Origin of the sequence: Pseudarthrobacter sp. SL88 (genome assembly GCF_026672455.1) — a bacterium.
In the GTDB taxonomy this organism is placed as follows: domain Bacteria; phylum Actinomycetota; class Actinomycetes; order Actinomycetales; family Micrococcaceae; genus Arthrobacter.
This window is the reverse complement of sequence record NZ_JAPPRD010000001.1, coordinates 1,748,533-1,766,314: the sequence shown is the minus strand read 5'-3', so window position 1 is coordinate 1,766,314 and position 17,782 is coordinate 1,748,533. Positions and strand designations below refer to the sequence as shown.

Genomic DNA, 17,782 nt, shown 5'->3' with positions numbered 1-17,782 from the left:
GCAAACGTGGTACTAAACACGTCACGCCCGGGGCGACACCTGGTTCAGTTCGAAACCGATGCGGCTGATGATGGCCGCGGAAACGTCTGCCTTGGTGCCGGACGCCTCTTGGGGTTCGGAGCCGGAACGGGCCAGGATGACCACTGAATTGGTGTCCTTGCCGAAGACCTTGTCCGAGCCGACATGGTTGACCACCAGCAGGTCGCAGCCCTTGCGCTGGAGTTTGGCCTCCGCGTAGGCCAGGACATCCCCGTGCTGGTCACCCGTTTCAGCAGCAAAGCCCACAATGAGCTGGCCGCCCGCTGCTGGACCGGCGATACCTTGGTTGCGGCGCTCGACGAGCTCCTGCAGGATGTCCGGGTTGCGGACCAGGGTGATGACGGGATCTGCAGTGTCGTCGCGTTTCTTGATTTTCGTGTCCGAGATGTCCGCGGGGCGGAAGTCTGCCACAGCGGCGGACATGATGACGACGTCGGAATCAACGGCGGCAGCAAGCGCAGCCTCGCGCAACTGCAGGGCAGTTTCGACGTTGACCACGTCAACGCCCGGGGGCGGCGGAACTTCCATGTGGGCTGCGAGCAGCCGGACGGTTGCACCGGCGTTCCGTGCGGCGACGGCCAGGGCTACGCCCTGCTTGCCGGAGGACCGGTTGCCCAGGAAGCGGACGGGGTCCAGTGGTTCGCGTGTTCCGCCGGCGCTGATGGTGACGGTCTTGCCGGCCAGCGGAAGCTGGAAATCAGTTTGTCCGTGGACCAGCGCCATGGCGGCGTCGAAGATGGCATCAGGTTCGGGCAGCCGTCCCGGCCCGGAGTCCGAGCCCGTCAGCCTGCCGGAAGCCGGCTCCAGTACCGCCGCACCGCGCCCGCGGAGTGTTTCCACGTTGGCCCGGGTTGCGGGGTGCTGCCACATCTCGGTGTGCATGGCCGGCGCGAAGAGGACGGGGCCGTGGGCCATCAGCAGCGTGTTGGTGAGGAGGTCGCCCGCCTGGCCCGTGGCCGCTTTGGCCAGGAGGTCGGCCGTGGCCGGGGCGATGACCACGAGGTCCGCCTCGTGGCCCAGCCGGACGTGGTTGACCTGGTGGACGTCGTCGAAGACGCTGTTGCTCACGGGGTTGCCGGAGAGGGCCTCCCAGGTGGCAGTCCCGACGAAGCGGGTTGCCGCCTCCGTGGGGATCACCGTGACATGGTGGCCGGCTTCAGTAAAAAGCCGGAGGAGCGATGCCACCTTGTAGGCGGCTATCCCTCCCCCGACTCCGAGGACTATGCGCACGTGACCTCCGTCAGCAGCACGTCATGCGGCAGATGTTATTCTGCGGCTTCGATCGGTGTGGATACCAGCTTGCCCTCGTTGATCTCGCGCAGGGCGATGGAGAGGGACTTCTCGTTCAGCTTGGTGTCTACCAGGGGGCCGACGTACTCGAAGAGTCCCTCGTGCAGCTGGGCGTAGTAGGCGTTGATCTGACGAGCGCGCTTGGCACCGAAGATCACCAGGCCATACTTGGAGTCGGCCGCTTCGAGCAGCGAGTCGATCGGCGGGTTGATGATGCCTTCAAGGTTCGTGGACACGAATTCTCCAAAAATTCTAGCGGGCTGACGGTTCCTGCAGGTGTGCATGAGGAGTCAGCCCCATGAGTGAAACAAGCTCGTCCGCTGCCCGGCGGACGTCGTCATTGATGACGGTATGGTCGAACTCCGGTTCAGCAGCAAGTTCAAGTTTAGCGGTTTCCAGCCGGCGCTGCTGTTCTTCCGGGGTTTCTGTGCCGCGGCCCACCAGGCGGCGCACCATTTCGTCCCAGGTGGGCGGGGCGAGGAACACGAACTTGGCGTCCGGAACGGCCTCCTTGACCTGGCGCGCACCCTGGAGGTCGATTTCCAGAAGGACGGAACGCCCTTCCTTAATGGCCTCGTTGACGGTGCTCTTCAACGTGCCGTAGGTGTTTTGGCCATGCACTACTGCCCACTCCAGGAGATCACCCTCCGCAATGAGCCGTTCAAACTCCTCCGTGGACTTGAAGAAGTAGTGCACGCCATCCACTTCGCCCGGGCGGGGGGCACGGGTGGTGGCTGAGACGGACAGCCAGACCTCGGGGTAGTTGTCGCGGATATAGGTGGATACGGTGCCTTTGCCAACAGCTGTCGGACCTGCGAGGACTGTCAGTCCGGGTTTCTTGCTCACGTATTCCTTTGCCGAGGTTTCGGGGTTGGGGCGGGCCGGCGCCGGCCGGCCCTAATGTTCGTCTATAAAATCTACCAGCGCCCGACGCTGGTGGACGCCGAGGCCCCGGACGCGGCGGGACGCGGCAATGCCCAGTTGTTCCATGATGGCAGCTGCCCGCACCTTGCCGATGCCCGGCAGCGCTTCGAGGAGTTCGGACACCCGCATCCTCGCCAGCGCGTCGTCGGCGGCGGCCGAGTCGATGATGTCGGCTGCGGACCGTTTGCCGTTCTTGAGGCTTTCCTTCGCGGCAGCCCGGGCAGCGCGTGCGGCCGCCGCCTTGCCCAGGGCCTCGGCCCGTTCCGACGCGGATAACGGTCGCAGTACCATGACGCATACCCCCGGAATCGGCGGAATTTATCCAAGGGCGGCCGCCCTTGGACCTGTCCTGAAACTACCCTCTGGTGCTGGATGAATCAATGGATGGGCGCAAACCGGGAACTATTCCCGGCTCAGCCCTGGCGCAGGCCCGCCAGGGTCCGCTGGGCGGCTTCCCGCAATCCGCGGGGTTCCGGTCCCGCAGCCAGGATGTCCCGGCTGGATGTGCCCAGGACCAGCGGGTAGGCGTCCCCGAAGGTGGCCCGCAGGTCGGCCGGCGTTGCGCCCTGGGCGCCCAGCCCGGGGGCCAGGATGGGGCCCCGGACGGCTGCGAGGTCAAGGTCAAGGTCCGCCAGGGCGCTGCCGACGGTGGCCCCCACCACCAGGCCCACCGAGCCCAGGCCGCTTTGGTACCGTTCGTTCTCGCGGGCGGCTGCGGAGGTGATCCGGCGTGCCACCGAGTCCGCTCCCCCGACGTGCTGCACGGATGCACCCTCCGGGTTGGAGGTCAGCGCCAGGACGAAGACGCCGCGCCCGGTCTCGGCCGCGAGGTCCAGCGCCGGGCGCAGGGATTCGAAGCCGAGGTAGGGGCTGAGGGTGACAGAGTCTGCCGCCAGCGGGGATCCGTCGCGCAGCCAGGCGTCGGCGTAGGCGGCCATGGTGGAGCCGATGTCGCCTCGCTTGGCGTCTGCGATGGTCAGGACCGAGTGGTCCCGCGACTCAGCCAGGACTTCCTCCAGTACCGCCATGCCGGCGGAGCCGTGGCGCTCGAAGAGCGCCACCTGGGGCTTGACCGCGGCAGCGAGCGACGCCACCGCCTCGACTACGGTGAGCGAGAAGCGGCGCAGGCCCGCGACGTCGTCGGCCAATCCCCAGCTCTTCAGCAGTGCCGGGTGCGGGTCGATGCCCACGCACAGCGGGCCGCGGGAGGACATGGCGGCGCCGAGCCGGGAGCCAAAGGACTCCCGGCCCTGCACGTCAGCTGACGCTGGTACCTGCTCAGGCATGCTGCAGGTCTGCCTTCCCGGCCGCGGCCTTCTGGGCTTCGCCCAGCGCTGCGGCGTGCTCCTGGAGGCTGGTGACGGACCATTCGTACGTGCGCATGGCCTCGATCGCCTGGACGGCGGCGTTGAACTCGGCCACCGTGGTGATGCAGGGAATGCCGATGGACGTTGCTGCCGCGCGGAGTTCGTAGCCGTCGCTGCGGGCTTCTCCGCCCGAAGGCGTGTTGAAGACCATGTCGATCTCGCCGGCGACGACCAGGTCCGCAATGGTGCCTTCGCCCTCGGCGCTGCTGCCCTCTGCCACCTTGCGGACTGGGGTGGCCTGGATGCCGTTGCGGCGCAGGACGTCCGCGGTGCCGCCGGTGGACACGATTTCGAAGCCCAGGTCCGAGAGCCGCTTGACGCCCATGATCACGGACCGCTTGTCGCGGTTGGCCACGGAGACAAAGATCTTGCCTTCGGTGGGCAGCGCGTTGTTGGCGGCCGCCTGGCTCTTGGCGAACGCGGTGTCGAAGTGCTTGTCGATGCCCATCACCTCGCCGGTGGAGCGCATCTCCGGGCCAAGCAGGGAATCCACCACTTTTCCTTCAACGGTGCGGAACCGGCTGAACGGCAGCACTGCTTCCTTGACGGCCACGGGCGCATCCAGGGGCAGGGTGGACCCGTCGCCGGTCTCGGGCAGCATTTTGTAGGCGGTGCGGAGCTGGTTGATGGTCACGCCGGTCCCAATGAGGGCCGCCGCCTTGGCCATCTGGACGCCTGTGGCCTTGGAGACGAACGGCACGGTGCGGGAGGCCCGCGGGTTGGCTTCGAGGACGTACAGGACGTCGGAGGCCAGCGCGAACTGGATGTTGATCAGGCCGCGGACGCCCACGCCTTCGGCGATGGCGCGGGTAGCGGTACGGACCCGCTCGATGACGTTGCTCCCCAGCGTGATGGGCGGCAGGACACAGGCGGAGTCGCCGGAGTGGATACCGGCTTCCTCGATGTGCTCCATGATGCCGCCCAGGTACATGTCAGTGCCGTCGAAGAGGGCGTCGACGTCGATTTCGACGGCGTCTTCCAGGAACCGGTCGATCAGGACCGGATGGTCCGGGGTGATCTCTGTGGCGTTGGCGATGTAGCGGGAGAGGTTCGGCTCGTCGTAGACGATCTCCATGCCGCGGCCGCCCAGCACGTAGGAGGGGCGGACCAGGACCGGATAGCCGATTTCATCAGCGATCTTTTTGGCGTCCTCGAAGGAGACGGCGGTGCCGTTCTTCGGGGAGATCAGGCCCGCCTTGTCCAGGACGCGGGAGAAGGCGCCGCGGTGCTCGGCCAAGTCGATCGCCTCGGGCGAGGTTCCCAGGATGGGGACACCGGCGTCGGCCAGCTGCTGGGCCAGCTTCAGCGGGGTCTGGCCGCCGAGCTGGACAAACACGCCCATGACGCCGCCGGTGCGTTCTTCGGCTGCGATGACCTCAAGGACGTCCTCAAGGGTCAGAGGCTCAAAGTACAGGCGCGTGGACACGTCGTAGTCGGTGGAGACGGTCTCCGGGTTGCAGTTGACCATCACAGTCTCGTACCCGGCCTTGCGCAGGGCCATGGAAGCGTGGACGCAGGAGTAGTCGAACTCAATCCCCTGGCCGATGCGGTTGGGGCCTGAACCGAGGATCAGGATGGACGGCTTGGAGTGCAGCGCCACCTCGTCCTCTTCGTCGTAGGACGAGTAGTGGTACGGCGTGTAGGCGGCGAACTCGGCGGCGCAGGTGTCAACGGTCTTGTAGACGGGGCGGATGCCCAGGGCCTGGCGGACACCGCGGACCACTGCCTCGGAGTTGTGCGTCAGGGCACCGATCTGCTCGTCGGAGAACCCGTGGCGCTTGGCACGCTGCAGCATGTCCGTGGTGAGGGCGCCGGCCTGGCGGATCTCCCGGGAAACCTCGTTGAGCAGTTCGAGCTGGTCCAGGAACCAGGGATCGATTTTGGTGGCCTCGAAAAGCTGTTCCACGGTGGCGCCGCCCAGCAGGGCGCGCTGGACCTGGTACAACCGGTCCGTGGTGGGGCGCTTGGCCTTTTCGATGAGCTCGGCGACCTCGTACTCCGGGACGGAGCTGAAGTCCAGCTGCGAGCCCTTCTGCTCCAGGGAACGGAGGGCCTTCTGCAGGGCTTCGGTGAAGTTGCGGCCCATGGCCATGGCTTCGCCCACCGACTTCATGGTGGTGGTGAGGGTGTTGTCCGCGGCCGGGAACTTCTCGAACGCGAAGCGGGGAACCTTGACCACCACGTAGTCGAGCGTCGGCTCGAAGGATGCCGGGGTCTTCTGGGTGATGTCGTTGGGGATCTCGTCCAGCGTGTAGCCCAGGGAGAGCTTGGTGGCGATCTTGGCGATCGCGAATCCGGTGGCCTTGGACGCCAGGGCCGAGGAGCGGGAGACGCGGGGGTTCATTTCGATGACCACAACGCGGCCAGTGGCGGGATCGATGGCGAACTGGATGTTGCAGCCGCCGGTGTCCACGCCCACTTCGCGGATCACGGCGATGGAGACGTCACGGAGCTTCTGGTACTCGCGGTCCGTCAGGGTCAGGGCCGGCGCCACGGTGATGGAGTCGCCGGTGTGCACGCCCACGGGGTCGAAGTTCTCGATGGAGCAGACGACAACCACGTTGTCGTTCTTGTCCCGCATCATCTCGAGCTCGTATTCCTTCCAGCCGAGGATGCTCTCTTCGAGCAGGACCTCGCTGGTGGGGCTGTACTGAAGGCCCTGGCCCACGATGCGGCGGAGGTCGTCCTCGTTGTAGGCCAGGCCGGAGCCCAGGCCGCCCATGGTGAAGGAGGGGCGGACCACCATGGGGTAGCCCAGGTCGTCGGCAGCCTTCAGGGCCTCGTCCATGCTGTGGATGATGTGGCTGCGGGCGGATTCGGCACCGCAGCGCTCCACCACGCCTTTAAACTTTTCGCGGTCTTCGCCGAGCTCAATGGCGGCAATGTTCGCGCCGATCAGTTCCACGTTGTACTTCTCGAGCACACCGTTCTTGTCCAGCGCGATGGCGGTGTTGAGCGCCGTCTGGCCGCCCAGGGTGGGCAGCACAGCGTCCGGGCGCTCTTTGGCGATGATCTTCTCCACCACCTCAGGGGTGATGGGCTCGATGTAGGTGGCGTCGGCGAACTCGGGATCGGTCATGATGGTGGCCGGGTTGGAGTTCACGAGGATGACGCGGAGGCCTTCCTCCTTGAGGACACGCAGTGCCTGGGTACCGGAGTAGTCGAATTCGGCGGCCTGGCCGATGACGATCGGCCCGGAACCAATGACGAGGACGCTCTTGAGATCTGTACGTTTCGGCATTACTTCTTGTCCTCAGTCTTGTTGTCGGAATTCTTCGGCATTGCCGATTCAGCGCCTGCCGGGTGGGCGGAGTCCACGGGATCCTTGGACTCGTTGGCGGTCTTACCGTCCCGCGTCCCCTCCATCAGGTCGATGAAGCGGTCGAACAGGTACGCGGCGTCGTGCGGGCCGGCCGCGGCCTCGGGGTGGTACTGAACCGAGAAAGCCGGAATGTCGAGGCAGGCGAGGCCTTCCACGACGTCATCGTTCAGGCTGACGTGGCTGACCTCCACCCGGCCGTAGCGCTCCTCCGGGGCCTGGGTGGCGCCGTCGAGCGGTGCGTCCACGGCAAAGCCGTGGTTCTGGGAGGTGATTTCCACCTTGCCGGTGCGGCGGTCCATGACGGGCTGGTTGATGCCGCGGTGGCCATAGCGGAGCTTGTAGGTGCCGAAGCCGAGGGCGCGGCCCAGGATCTGGTTGCCGAAGCAGATGCCGAAGTACGGCAGCTTCTCGTCCAGGACGGAGCGGAGCAGCTTGACCTGGGCGTCGGCAGTGGCCGGGTCGCCGGGTCCGTTGGACATGAAGAAGCCGTCGGGGTTGACGGCCTTGACGTCCGCGAGGGTGGCGGTGGCGGGCAGGACGTGGACGCGCACGCCGCGCTCAGCGAACCGGACGGGGGTCATGGCCTTGATGCCGAGGTCGATGGCGGCGATGCTGAACCGGGGTTCGGCGTCCCAGCCGTGGTCCTTGGGCTCCACTACGTAGGCTTCGTCTACGCTGACTTCCTCGGCGAGGCGGGCGCCCTCCATGGGGGCGCTGGCGAGGACGGCGTCCACCAGTTCCTTGTCCGATGCCCGGGCCGCGTCACCTGAGAAGATGCCGGCGCGCATGGTCTTGTGTTCGCGGAGGTGGCGCGTGATGGCACGGGTGTCCACGCCCTGGATACCGACAATGCCCTGCTCGACGAGTTCTTCGTCCAGGGACCGTTCGGAGCGCCAGTTCGAGGGACGGCGGGCGGCGTCGCGGACAATGTAGCCGGCCACCCAGATGCGGCGCGATTCGGCGTCTTCACTGTTGACGCCGGTGTTGCCGATGTGCGGTGCGGTCTGGACCACCAGCTGCCGGGCGTAGGAGGGATCGGTGATGGTTTCCTGGTAGCCGGTCATGCCCGTGGCGAAGACAGCTTCGCCCAGGGCGGTTCCTGTGGCGCCGTAGCTGGTGCCGCGGAAGATGCGTCCGTCTTCGAGGACGAGCGCAGCGGGGGCTGCCGGGGTGGCGGTGGTTGAAGTCACTGTATTCGCTTTCACTGTCTTACTTTCCACTGGTGGCGTCAGCCGCCGGGGCTGAAGAGATCAATTCCTGGAGTGCTGTGTACAGGGTGTCCTTGTCCGCCGCGCGGCGGGTCCGGAAGCCGGTGTCCAGCTCGTGGGAGCCGTGCAGCCAGGTCAGGACGAGCAGGCCGTCCTTCTCCACGAACTTGCCGGCCATGCCGCTTTCCTGCCGTACGCCGGTGAGCGATGCAGCGGGGATGTAGAGGGCGGGGGCGCCGGCCCGGTCGAACAGCACACCGTCCGGGTACACGGCCAGGGTTGCGTTGGTGCGGATGCCGAGGCTGTGGACGGCCACCCGGTCAAGCCAGTCGCCGCCGGTGGTGGTGGCAACGTACTGTCCCTCGGCTTCGGCGGACGTCTCGCCCGGTTCCGCGGGCGCCTGGGGCAGGGGCCCGACGTCGGACTGGCGCTTCAGGCGGTTGCGCCAGCCAATGCCGAGGAGGACAAAGACGACGGCGATGATCGCCAGCATCGCCAGTCCCGGAAGGATTTTTTCCATCAGGCGGCGCCTGCCTCGACTGCGGCGTGGGGGTAGGGAGTGTTGAGCTCGCCGTCCAGGACGGTGGGGTGGCCCTTGAAGAACGTGGCCACCACCTTGCCGGGGAGCTCGCGTCCCTTGAAGGGTGAGTTCCGGCCCATGGTAGCCATCCGGAACGGGTCCACCGTCCAGCGGGCGGCGGGGTCCACCAGGATGACGTTGGCCGGTTCGCCGGCTTCGAGCGGCCGGCCCTGGTCTTCCAGCCGGCCGATCTGCGCAGCCGCCGCGGATGTGACGCGGGCGAAGTCGGCCCAGGTCATCAGGCCGGTCTCGATCATGGTGTGCTGGACCACGGACAACGCGGTCTCCAGGCCGGTCATGCCCATGGCCGCCTGTGCCCATTCGCATTCCTTGTGCTCGCTGGGGTGCGGCGCATGGTCGGTCCCCACAACGTCGATGGTGCCGTCTGCCAGCCCGGCGCGCAATGCCTGGACGTCGGCGTCGGTGCGCAGCGGCGGGTTGACCTTGAAGACGGGGTCATAGCTGCGGACCAGGTCGTCGGTGAGGAGCAGGTGGTGCGGAGTGACCTCGGCGGTGACGTTGATGCCGCGTTCCTTGGCCCAGCGGATGATTTCCACCGAACCGGCGGTGGACACGTGGCAGACGTGCAGCCGGGAGCCGACGTGCTGGGCGAGCAGCACGTCCCGGGCGATGATGCTTTCTTCCGCAACGGCGGGCCAGCCGGCCAGGCCCAGGACGGCGGACACCTCGCCTTCGTTCATCTGTGCGCCGGCGGTCAGGCGCGGTTCCTGCGCGTGCTGGGCCACCACGCCGTCGAACGCCTTGACGTACTCCAGCGCCCGGCGCATCAGGACGGGGTCGTGGACGCAGATGCCGTCGTCGGAGAACATCCTGACCCGGGCCCGGGAATCGGCCATGGCACCCAGTTCTGCCAGCTGCTCCCCCGCAAGGCCCACCGTGACGGCGCCCACCGGGCGGACATCAACCCAGCCTGCGGTGCGTCCCAGGGTGTAGACCTGCTCCACCACACCGGCGGTATCGGCAACCGGGGTGCTGTTGGCCATGGCGTGGACGGCCGTATAACCGCCGAGGGCAGCTGCGCGGGTTCCGGTCTCCACGGTTTCCGCGTCCTCCCTCCCGGGCTCACGGAGGTGGGTGTGGACATCCACCATGCCGGGCAGCGCCACCAGGCCCGCGGCGTCAATGACCGTGACGTCCCCGTCCTGTCCTTCCGGCGAGAGGCCTGTGCCGACTTCGGCGATGATGCCGTCGCGGATCAGCAGGTCTGCCGGCTCGCCGCCCAGGATGGAGGCGCCTTGGATCAAGTACGTTCCGGTGTTGCCGGCCATCAGATGCTCTCCTTGGTGGAATGGGCGGTTCCGGCGGTGGCCAGGACCGGGGTTGCGGCCGCTTCCCGGGAGTCCCCGGAGAGCAGCAGGTACAGCGCAGCCATCCGAACGGACACACCGTTGCGGACCTGCGCGAGGACGGTGGAACGGGGTGAGTCGGCTGCGGCTGCGCTGATTTCGAGCCCCCGGTTCATGGGGCCCGGGTGCATGATGATGGTGTCCTTCATGCCCAGGGTGTCGAGGGCGCGCAGGCGGTTGTCATCGAAGCCCCAGCGGCGTGAGTATTCGCGGGTGCTGGGGAAGAACGAAGCGTTCATTCGCTCGCCCTGGACGCGGAGCATCATGACGGCGTCTACGCCCCGGGCGAGTGTCTCGTCGAGGTCGTAGCTGACGCTGCAGGGCCACTTTTCGACGCCGATGGGCAGCAGGGTGGGCGGCGCAACCAGGGTGACTTCCGCACCGAGGGTGCGCAGGAGCCAGACATTGGAACGGGCCACGCGGGAGTGCAGGACATCGCCGGCGATCGCCACGCGCATCCCTTTCAAATCGGCGCCCTCAGAGGGGGTACCCGACAGTTTCGCCCAGTGCCGGCGCATGGTGAAGGCGTCCAGCAGTGCCTGTGTGGGGTGCTCATGGGTGCCGTCGCCGGCGTTGATGACCCCGGCATCGATCCAGTCCGTCGCGGCGAGACGGTGCGGTGCGCCGGAGGCCCAGTGGCGGATGACGACGGCGTCGGCACCCATCGCGGACAGCGTCTGGGCGGTGTCCTTGAGGGATTCACCCTTGGAGACCGATGATCCTTTGGCGGCGAAGTTGATGACGTCCGCGGACAACCGCTTGGCTGCCGCTTCGAAGGAAATCCTGGTGCGGGTGGAATCTTCGAAGAAGAGGTTTACCACGGTGCGGCCGCGCAGGGCGGGAAGCTTCTTCACTTCACGGTCGCCCACTGCCGACATCTCCTCGGCGGTGTCGAGGATGCGGATGGCGTTGTGGAGGCTGAGGTCCTGGGTGGAGAGCAGGTGCTTCACAGTCCGCCCTCGATCACGACTTCGTTGACGGGGGTTCCGCCGGCCGGGGTGTCGGTCTCTTCGAGCCGGACCCGGACCTTTTCCACGGAGGATGTGGGCAGGTTCTTCCCCACATGGTCGGCCCGGATGGGCAACTCACGGTGTCCGCGGTCGATCAGGACGGCGAGGCGGACGATGCGCGGGCGGCCCAGGTCCACGAGGGCGTCCAGTGCTGCCCGGATGGTCCGGCCGGAGTACAGGACGTCATCGATCAGGACCACGACTTTGTTGTCGATGCCGGTACGGGGCAGTTTGGTGGGGTGCGGCGGGCGGGTTCCCTGGTGCGAAAGGTCATCCCGGAACATGGTGACGTCCAGTTGGCCGACGATGGCGGCGGCGTCAACGGTGCTGTCCGCGGCGGCGATTTTCTGGGCCAGCCGGACTGCCAGCGGATATCCGCGGCGGGGAATGCCCAGCAGGACGAGGTCCCGGGATCCCTTGTTGGCTTCGAGGATCTCATGGGCGATACGAGTGAGGGCACGGTCTATGTCAGCCTGGCTGAGTACTACCCTGGCTGGAACCGGTGCGCTGGTGACAGAAGTCAACGCTCGTCTCCCCTTTCCCCGCCTCACAGGACGGAATTAAAAAAGGATCATGTGCGTTTCAAAATTACCATAGGCCCGCCCCCCGGCGGCGCCGGATCAACGCGTTGATCGTCACATTGAAACGCGGCGTGCGGACGGTCCTTGGACCGGACCACCCCGCCACCTAGGCTTGCGGATATGTCGACGCATCCCCGCCAGCCGCCGTCGGGCCCGCCCTACGGTCCCCACCCTGGCGCTTCCGGCCCCCTGCCCGGCCCAGCGAATCCCAGCTGGATGGGCCAGGTGGCACCGCAGCATTACCTGGCTGCCCCGGACCACCGCGGCCGCCCCGTCAGCAGCGTCCTGCCTCCCCCGGACCAGGAAGCGGCACGCAACCCGGGCAGGCTCAACGGCGGACTGGTTGGCCTCACGGTGGCGGGCGGAATCCTCGCCTTCCTCAGCCTGTTCCTGGTGGTGCCGTTCCTGCTGGCTAACACGGGAACGGCCGGGTTCGTGGGGGGCTTCATCGCGTCCCTGATACCGCTGTCCCTGGTACTGCTGGCCGTTGCCATCATCGACAAGTGGGAGCCGGAGCCAAAGCGGCTGCTGTTGTTCGCCTTCACGTGGGGCGCGGCGGTGTCGATTGCCGTCACCCTGCTGGTCCAGCCGCTGTTTGTGCTGACGTTCCAGTTCTCGGATGAACCCGACCTGCGGACATACATGGCAACGGTGCAGGCACCCATCGTTGAAGAGTTCGCGAAGTCCCTTGGCCTGCTGGTCCTCCTCCTGCTGGCCAGGAAGCATTTCGACGGGCCGGTGGACGGCGTGGTTTTCGCCTTCACGATTGCCGGCGGCTTCGCGTTCACCGAAAACATCCTCTACTTTGGCCGCGCCATCTCCGAGGCGCCGGGCCCGGGCGGCGATTTCGCGCAGGTGTTCTTCCTCCGTGGCGTGATGTCTCCGTTCGCCCACGCCATTTTCACCGGGACCACCGGGCTGATCATGGGCTTCGCGGCCCGGCGATGGCACACCGGAGTTTCCATCCTGGCCTTCTTCGTGGGACTGCTGCCGGCGATGTTCCTGCACAACCGGTGGAACAGCATGGGCAACGGCTTCCTGGTGGACTACATCGTGGTGCAGGTGCCCATCTTCTGCCTCGCGGTTGCCGGGATTGTTGTGCTGCGGGTGGCGGAAAAGCGGCTGACCAGGCAGCGGCTGCTTGAGTATTCCGCCGCGGGCTGGTTTACGCCGGCGGAGGTCGAATTGCTGGGTACCATTGGCGGGCGGCGGACCGTGCTGAACTGGGCCGCCGGATACGGCAAGAAACAACAGATGAAGGACTTCCTCAGGGCAGCCACGGTGCTGGCCAATATCCGGCAGCGGATCCTCAGCGGCCGCGATGTGCAGCTCCACCAGGCTGAGGAGCGCAAGCAGCTCCAGCGGGTATTGGCACTCCGGGCAGCAATTGTCGCCTAGCCCGTACCGGGGTGCGCCGGGTTCCTTGGTCCCGTCCCGGGCTTGTTCGCGGAACCGGACCTTGCAGGTTCTGACCCGCGAACAGGACAGGGTTCGACGGCGGCCGGCCGCCTTAACGCATGAAGGCCGCACCCCTCAGGGTGCGGCCTTCATGGCTGGTTCGTGGGTCAGGCCAGCAGCGACGGCTTCAGCTGCTGCAGGCGGCCCAGGAGCCCGTTGATGAACTGGGGCGACTCGTCCGTGGACAGGGTCTTGGCCAGGGTCACGGCCTCGCTGACGGCGACGCCATCGGGGACGTCGTCGTTGTAGAGGAGCTCCCAGGTGCCGATGCGCAGGATGATCCGGTCCACCGAAGGCATGCGCTCCAGGCTCCAGCCCTGCGAATAGGTCTCCAGGAACTCGTCAATGGCTGACTGGCGGGACACCACGCCCTCGACAATTTCCAGGGTGTAGGGGTTGACGATCTGGTCGGTCTTTTCGCGCCGTGCACGGAGGACGTCAAAGGCGGAAACGGAGCGCTGCTCGGCTTCAAAAAGAACGTCCAGTGCCCTGCTGCGGGCTTTACCGCGTGCGCTCACTACTCAGAGACCCGGCCGAGGTAGCTGCCGTCGCGGGTGTCCACCTTGACCTTGGTGTTGTTTTCGACGAACAGCGGAACCTGGATCTCGTAGCCGGTTTCCAGCGTGGCCGGCTTGGTGCCCGCGGAGGAGCGGTCGCCCTGCAGGCCGGGCTCGGTGTAGGTGATTTCAAGGACAACGCTCGGCGGCAGTTCGATGTACAGCGGGTTGCCCTCGTGGATGGCGATGTTGACCATCTGGTTCTCGAGCATGAAGTTGGTGGCGTCGCCCACGGTGGCGCCGGAGACGGTGATCTGGTCGTAATCCGAGGTGTCCATGAACACGAAGTCGGCGCCGTCCTGGTACAGGTACTGGTAGTCCCGGCGGTCAACCGTGGCGGTTTCGATCTTGAGGCCGGCGTTGAACGTCTTGTCTACAACCTTGCCGGACATCACGTTGCGCATTTTCGTTCGCACGAAAGCGCCACCCTTACCGGGCTTGACGTGCTGGAACTCGATGATGTTCCAGAGCTGGCCCTCGAGCTTCAGGACCGTTCCGTTCTTAATGTCGTTCGTGGTTGCCACTGGGTTTCCTTAGGTTTCTCAGTCTGGCGCGTGGTCAGACGTTCTATGCCGGGCAGTCCGCCGCATGGCGTGCCTGCACGTTTTTGTCAAAGATCCGGGGAGCTGGGAAAAAATTCAAAAACCAGTCTACCGGCAATTGGACGCGGACTTCCCCGGCGGCCCAAAGCGGGGTCTCAGCAGGCCAGGTCCAGTACGTCCCGCGCGCGCTGCAGGGCAACGGTCGACGAGTAGATCAGCGCCGCATCAGCGGACTGTGCTACGCGCAGGTCCAATGCCCGGGCGAAGGATTCCACGGCAGCGGAGGTCTGCCCGGCCGTGTACTGGGTCTTGCCGAGGAACTGCAGTGCCAGGGCTTCCTTGGGGGTGCCCTGGACCTCGTGCAGCAGCTGGCGGAACAGCTCCACAGCCCTGTCCAACCGGTTCGAAACCCGCAGGACCTCTGCCTCGAAGGCACGCAGCCGGAAGGATTCAGGGTCCTTGAACCTGGCTTCGGCCAGCAGTTCGGCAGCTTCTGCCCCGTGGCCCTCGACCAGCAGTACAAAAACGTGGTCGGCAGGATCCGTGGAGGCCGCAAGCGCTTCCCGGCACGCATCATCGTTGACGATTTGCGGGAGCAGGGTTTCAGGGTTGATCCGGATTCCCGGGAAGCCTGCTTCGGGCCATTCGGCGGTGCCTTCCATGTCGCCCTGCATCAGGAAGCGACTTCCTGGTAGGCAGCGAACAGGAGGGACGTGTCGGGCACATCCAGGATGCCCGGCTTGGCCACACCATCCAGCACGACGAACCGCAGCAAGTCGCCGCGGGACTTCTTGTCCCGCCGCATACCGTCCAGCAAGCCCTGCCACCGGTCCCGCCGGTAGGTGACCGGAAGCCCAAGGCCTTCGAGGATGCTTCGGTGCCTGTCGGCGTCGGCATCGCCCAGGCGGCCCACGCTGCGGGCGAGTTCCGCGGCGAACATCATGCCGACGGAAACGGCGGCGCCGTGCCGCCACGAGTAGCGTTCCACCAGTTCGATGGCGTGGCCCAGGGTGTGGCCGTAGTTGAGGATTTCGCGGAGCCCGGATTCCTTGAGGTCTTCGGAGACCACCTTGGCTTTGACAGCGATGGCACGTTCAATGAGCTCGCGGAGCGTCTCGGACCGCGGATCGGTGACCGCGGCAAAGTCCTTCTCCACCAGTTCGAGGATGGCGGGGTCCGCGATGAAGCCGCACTTGACTACTTCGGCCATGCCGGAAATGAGTTCGTTTCTGGGCAGGGTGTCCAGGGTGTCCAGGTCGGCCAGGACAGCTGCGGGCGGGTGGAAGGCGCCCACCAGGTTCTTGCCTTCGGCAGTGTTGATGCCGGTCTTGCCGCCGACGGAGGCGTCCACCATCCCCAGCAGGCTGGTGGGCATGTGGATGACTTTGACGCCGCGTAGCCAGGTGGCGGCCACGAAGCCGGCCAGGTCGGTGACCGCTCCCCCGCCGACGGCGACGATGGCGTCTGACCTGGTGAAGTCGTTCTGGCCCAGGACCTGCCAGCAGAAGGCGGCAACCTGGATGTGTTTGCCCTCTTCGGCGTCAGGGATTTCCGCGGTCAGTGCGGTGAAGCCTGCGGATTCAAGGTCATCGCGGACGGTGTCGCCGGTGAGGCGCAGGGCCCTGGGGTGGATGACCAGCACGCGCCGCACCCGCTCCCCCAGGATTTCCGGAAGGGTTCCCAGCAGGCCCCGCCCCACCACAACGTCGTAGTTGTTGGCTGCGGATTCACCGGTGACCTTGATGACTGTTGATGAGGTGTTCACTTTTCAACTTCCTGTTTGGCAGCTGCGTAGTTGTGCAGCGCTGCTTCCAGCCGGTTGCCGAGCTCGGATACCGAGCCCTGGCGCACGTCCAGGGTGATGTCTGCAAGCCTCTCGTAGACCGGCTTGCGGGCGGCGAACATTTCTGTCCAGCGCCCCATGGCGTCCCCTGCCAGCAGGGGGCGTCCGGAGTTGCGGGCAATGCGGGCAGCAACGGTATTCGCATCGCATTCGAGGTAGACCACTGTGCAGCGGCCAATCAGCTGCTGCGTTCCCGAGTCCAAAACAGCGCCCCCGCCGAGTGAGATCACCGTGGCCGTGCCTTCGGCCGCTTCAACGGTGGAGGCAACAGCACGCGCCTCGATCTCGCGGAAGGCGCGTTCGCCCCGGCCGGTGAAGATGTCGGCGATGGAACCGTGGCCCGCCACGATCACGGCATCCGTGTCTACGAACGGTGCACCGAGTTGTTGGGCCAGTTGCTGTCCGATGGCGGATTTGCCCACGGCCATTGGGCCGATCAGGACGATCGGCCGGTTACCGACGGGCCCGGTACTGCTCTGGGCGGGCACTACTGGCCGATCGAGTCCAGGGACGCCGGAATGTTGTCCAGGTAACCCTTGATGTTGCGGGCGGTCTCTGCCACGGAGTCCCCGCCGAATTTCTCGGTAACGGCTTCGGCCAGGACCAGGGCCACCATGGCCTCCGCGACCACGCCTGCGGCCGGAACGGCACAGACGTCAGAGCGCTGGTGATGGGCCTTGGCCGGTTCGCCGGTGCTGACGTCGATCGTTTTCAGGGCACGGGGCACCGTGGCAATCGGCTTCATCGCGGCGCGGACACGCAGGACGTCCCCGATGCTCATGCCGCCTTCAATGCCGCCTGCCCTGTTGCTGGTACGCACGATCCGGCCGTCTTCATCCCGCACGATTTCGTCGTGGGCCGCAGAGCCGCGGCGGGCAGCAGTCCGGAATCCGTCGCCCACTTCCACGCCCTTGATGGCCTGGATGCCCATGAGGGCAGCAGCCAGGCGGGAATCCAGCCGGCGGTCCCAGTGGACGTAGCTGCCCAGTCCGGGCGGCAGGCCGTACGCCAGGACCTCCACCACGCCACCCAGGGTTTCGCCTTCCTTGTGGGCGGCGTCCACCTCGGCAACCATGGCGTCGGAGGTTTCCCGGTCGAAGCAGCGCAGTGGATCGGCGTCCAGGGCGATGACATCTGCCGGCTCGGGGAGCGGCCGGCCGTCGGGAACGGATACGCTGGCGATGGACACGGTGTGGCTGACGAGCTCGATGCCGAGGTGCTTGAGGAACCGGGCGGCGACGGTACCCATGGCCACCCGGGTGGCGGTCTCGCGGGCGCTGGCACGTTCCAGTACGGGACGGGCTTCATCGAAGCCGTATTTCTGCATGCCGGTGAAGTCCGCGTGGCCGGGACGCGGGCGCGTCAGGGGCGCATTTCGCGCCTGGTCTGCAAGCAGTTCCGGATCCACCGGATCCGGCGCCATGATCTGCTCCCACTTGGGCCATTCGGTGTTTCCCACCTGGACAGCCACGGGACCGCCCTGGGTCACACCGTGCCTGACGCCGCCCAGGATGGTGACGACGTCCTGCTCGAACTTCATCCGGGCACCGCGGCCGTATCCGAGGCGGCGGCGGGCCAGGGAGTCAGCGATGTGCCCGCTGGTGATTTCAACACCGGCGGGGACGCCTTCAATAATTCCCATCAGAGCCGGACCATGGGATTCACCGGCAGTCAACCAACGCAACATATCTTCC

General features: G+C 66.3%; 18 protein-coding genes. 1 reads left to right on the top strand and 17 read right to left on the bottom strand.

What is annotated here, in order from left to right:
• Positions 1-21: 21 nt before the first annotated feature.
• The 11 genes from coaBC to pyrR all read right to left on the bottom strand — a co-directional run bounded on the left by coaBC (position 22) and on the right by pyrR (position 11,631).
• A complete protein-coding gene (gene coaBC, locus OVA06_RS08145) occupies positions 22-1,269 on the bottom strand; it encodes a bifunctional phosphopantothenoylcysteine decarboxylase/phosphopantothenate--cysteine ligase CoaBC (protein WP_261619676.1) in 1,248 nt (415 codons plus the stop codon).
• 35 nt (positions 1,270-1,304) lie between these two features.
• Positions 1,305-1,565: a DNA-directed RNA polymerase subunit omega gene (gene rpoZ / locus OVA06_RS08140; protein WP_003800778.1), complete on the bottom strand. Its 261-nt coding sequence runs from the start codon at positions 1,563-1,565 to the stop codon at positions 1,305-1,307.
• Between the two features lie 16 nt (positions 1,566-1,581).
• A complete protein-coding gene (gene gmk / locus OVA06_RS08135; protein ID WP_056079391.1) occupies positions 1,582-2,175 on the bottom strand; it encodes a guanylate kinase in 594 nt (197 codons plus the stop codon).
• Positions 2,176-2,226: 51 nt separating this feature from the next.
• A complete protein-coding gene (gene mihF / locus OVA06_RS08130; RefSeq protein ID WP_015937189.1) occupies positions 2,227-2,544 on the bottom strand; it encodes an integration host factor, actinobacterial type in 318 nt (105 codons plus the stop codon).
• A gap of 122 nt (positions 2,545-2,666) precedes the next feature.
• Positions 2,667-3,539 (bottom strand): orotidine-5'-phosphate decarboxylase, encoded by an 873-nt coding sequence (gene pyrF / locus OVA06_RS08125; protein WP_056079393.1) that lies wholly within the window; start codon positions 3,537-3,539, stop codon positions 2,667-2,669.
• Positions 3,532-6,861, bottom strand: a complete 3,330-nt coding sequence (gene carB, locus OVA06_RS08120) for a carbamoyl-phosphate synthase large subunit (protein ID WP_268157519.1) — start codon at positions 6,859-6,861, stop codon at positions 3,532-3,534. The genes pyrF and carB overlap by 8 nt, the downstream gene beginning before the upstream one ends.
• Positions 6,861-8,132 (bottom strand): glutamine-hydrolyzing carbamoyl-phosphate synthase small subunit, encoded by a 1,272-nt coding sequence (gene carA / locus OVA06_RS08115; RefSeq protein ID WP_261619679.1) that lies wholly within the window; start codon positions 8,130-8,132, stop codon positions 6,861-6,863. Before carA ends, carB begins: the two co-directional genes overlap by 1 nt.
• Positions 8,133-8,151: 19 nt before the next feature.
• Positions 8,152-8,670: a PH-like domain-containing protein gene (locus OVA06_RS08110; protein ID WP_268157516.1), complete on the bottom strand. Its 519-nt coding sequence runs from the start codon at positions 8,668-8,670 to the stop codon at positions 8,152-8,154.
• Complete coding sequence (locus OVA06_RS08105) at positions 8,670-10,019, bottom strand: dihydroorotase (protein ID WP_261619681.1); 1,350 nt, start codon at positions 10,017-10,019, stop codon at positions 8,670-8,672. Before OVA06_RS08105 ends, OVA06_RS08110 begins: the two co-directional genes overlap by 1 nt.
• Positions 10,019-11,047 carry an aspartate carbamoyltransferase catalytic subunit gene (locus tag OVA06_RS08100; protein ID WP_268157514.1) on the bottom strand — a complete coding sequence of 343 codons (1,029 nt, stop codon included), beginning with the start codon at positions 11,045-11,047 and terminating at the stop codon, positions 10,019-10,021. The genes OVA06_RS08105 and OVA06_RS08100 overlap by 1 nt, the downstream gene beginning before the upstream one ends.
• Positions 11,044-11,631 carry a bifunctional pyr operon transcriptional regulator/uracil phosphoribosyltransferase PyrR gene (gene pyrR, locus OVA06_RS08095; RefSeq protein ID WP_056079410.1) on the bottom strand — a complete coding sequence of 196 codons (588 nt, stop codon included), beginning with the start codon at positions 11,629-11,631 and terminating at the stop codon, positions 11,044-11,046. Before pyrR ends, OVA06_RS08100 begins: the two co-directional genes overlap by 4 nt.
• A 177-nt stretch (positions 11,632-11,808) precedes the next feature.
• On the opposite strand from pyrR, the gene OVA06_RS08090 reads away from it, so the two are divergent.
• A complete protein-coding gene (locus tag OVA06_RS08090; RefSeq protein ID WP_268157512.1) occupies positions 11,809-13,086 on the top strand; it encodes a PrsW family intramembrane metalloprotease in 1,278 nt (425 codons plus the stop codon).
• Positions 13,087-13,253: 167 nt separating this feature from the next.
• Here the strand turns inward: OVA06_RS08090 and nusB are convergent, their stop codons facing one another.
• From nusB to aroC, 6 genes are all read right to left on the bottom strand, one after another.
• On the bottom strand, positions 13,254-13,664 hold the full coding sequence (gene nusB, locus OVA06_RS08085) for a transcription antitermination factor NusB (protein ID WP_056079416.1): 411 nt from the start codon (positions 13,662-13,664) through the stop codon (positions 13,254-13,256).
• Positions 13,664-14,227 carry an elongation factor P gene (gene efp / locus OVA06_RS08080; RefSeq protein ID WP_056079419.1) on the bottom strand — a complete coding sequence of 188 codons (564 nt, stop codon included), beginning with the start codon at positions 14,225-14,227 and terminating at the stop codon, positions 13,664-13,666. The genes nusB and efp overlap by 1 nt, the downstream gene beginning before the upstream one ends.
• 173 nt (positions 14,228-14,400) lie before the next feature.
• Positions 14,401-14,919 (bottom strand): tetratricopeptide repeat protein, encoded by a 519-nt coding sequence (locus OVA06_RS08075; protein WP_056079424.1) that lies wholly within the window; start codon positions 14,917-14,919, stop codon positions 14,401-14,403.
• Complete coding sequence (gene aroB / locus OVA06_RS08070; protein WP_056079427.1) at positions 14,919-16,010, bottom strand: 3-dehydroquinate synthase; 1,092 nt, start codon at positions 16,008-16,010, stop codon at positions 14,919-14,921. Before aroB ends, OVA06_RS08075 begins: the two co-directional genes overlap by 1 nt.
• Complete coding sequence (locus tag OVA06_RS08065; protein WP_056079938.1) at positions 16,007-16,516, bottom strand: shikimate kinase; 510 nt, start codon at positions 16,514-16,516, stop codon at positions 16,007-16,009. Before OVA06_RS08065 ends, aroB begins: the two co-directional genes overlap by 4 nt.
• A gap of 59 nt (positions 16,517-16,575) precedes the next feature.
• A complete protein-coding gene (gene aroC, locus OVA06_RS08060) occupies positions 16,576-17,775 on the bottom strand; it encodes a chorismate synthase (protein ID WP_056079429.1) in 1,200 nt (399 codons plus the stop codon).
• Positions 17,776-17,782: the final 7 nt, after the last annotated feature.

Excerpts from the sequence above, each read along its gene's own strand:
- mihF (WP_015937189.1), bottom strand. The coding sequence starts at position 2,544 with ATGGTACTGCGACCGTTATCCGCGTCGGAACGGGCCGAGGCCCTGGGC.
- pyrF (WP_056079393.1), bottom strand. The coding sequence starts at position 3,539 with ATGCCTGAGCAGGTACCAGCGTCAGCTGACGTGCAGGGCCGGGAGTCC.
- carB (WP_268157519.1), bottom strand. The coding sequence starts at position 6,861 with ATGCCGAAACGTACAGATCTCAAGAGCGTCCTCGTCATTGGTTCCGGG.
- OVA06_RS08110 (WP_268157516.1), bottom strand. The coding sequence starts at position 8,670 with ATGGAAAAAATCCTTCCGGGACTGGCGATGCTGGCGATCATCGCCGTC.
- OVA06_RS08105 (WP_261619681.1), bottom strand. The coding sequence starts at position 10,019 with ATGGCCGGCAACACCGGAACGTACTTGATCCAAGGCGCCTCCATCCTG.
- OVA06_RS08090 (WP_268157512.1), top strand. The coding sequence starts at position 11,809 with ATGTCGACGCATCCCCGCCAGCCGCCGTCGGGCCCGCCCTACGGTCCC.
- OVA06_RS08075 (WP_056079424.1), bottom strand. The coding sequence starts at position 14,919 with ATGCAGGGCGACATGGAAGGCACCGCCGAATGGCCCGAAGCAGGCTTC.
- OVA06_RS08065 (WP_056079938.1), bottom strand. The coding sequence starts at position 16,516 with ATGGCCGTGGGCAAATCCGCCATCGGACAGCAACTGGCCCAACAACTC.
- aroC (WP_056079429.1), bottom strand. The coding sequence starts at position 17,775 with ATGTTGCGTTGGTTGACTGCCGGTGAATCCCATGGTCCGGCTCTGATG.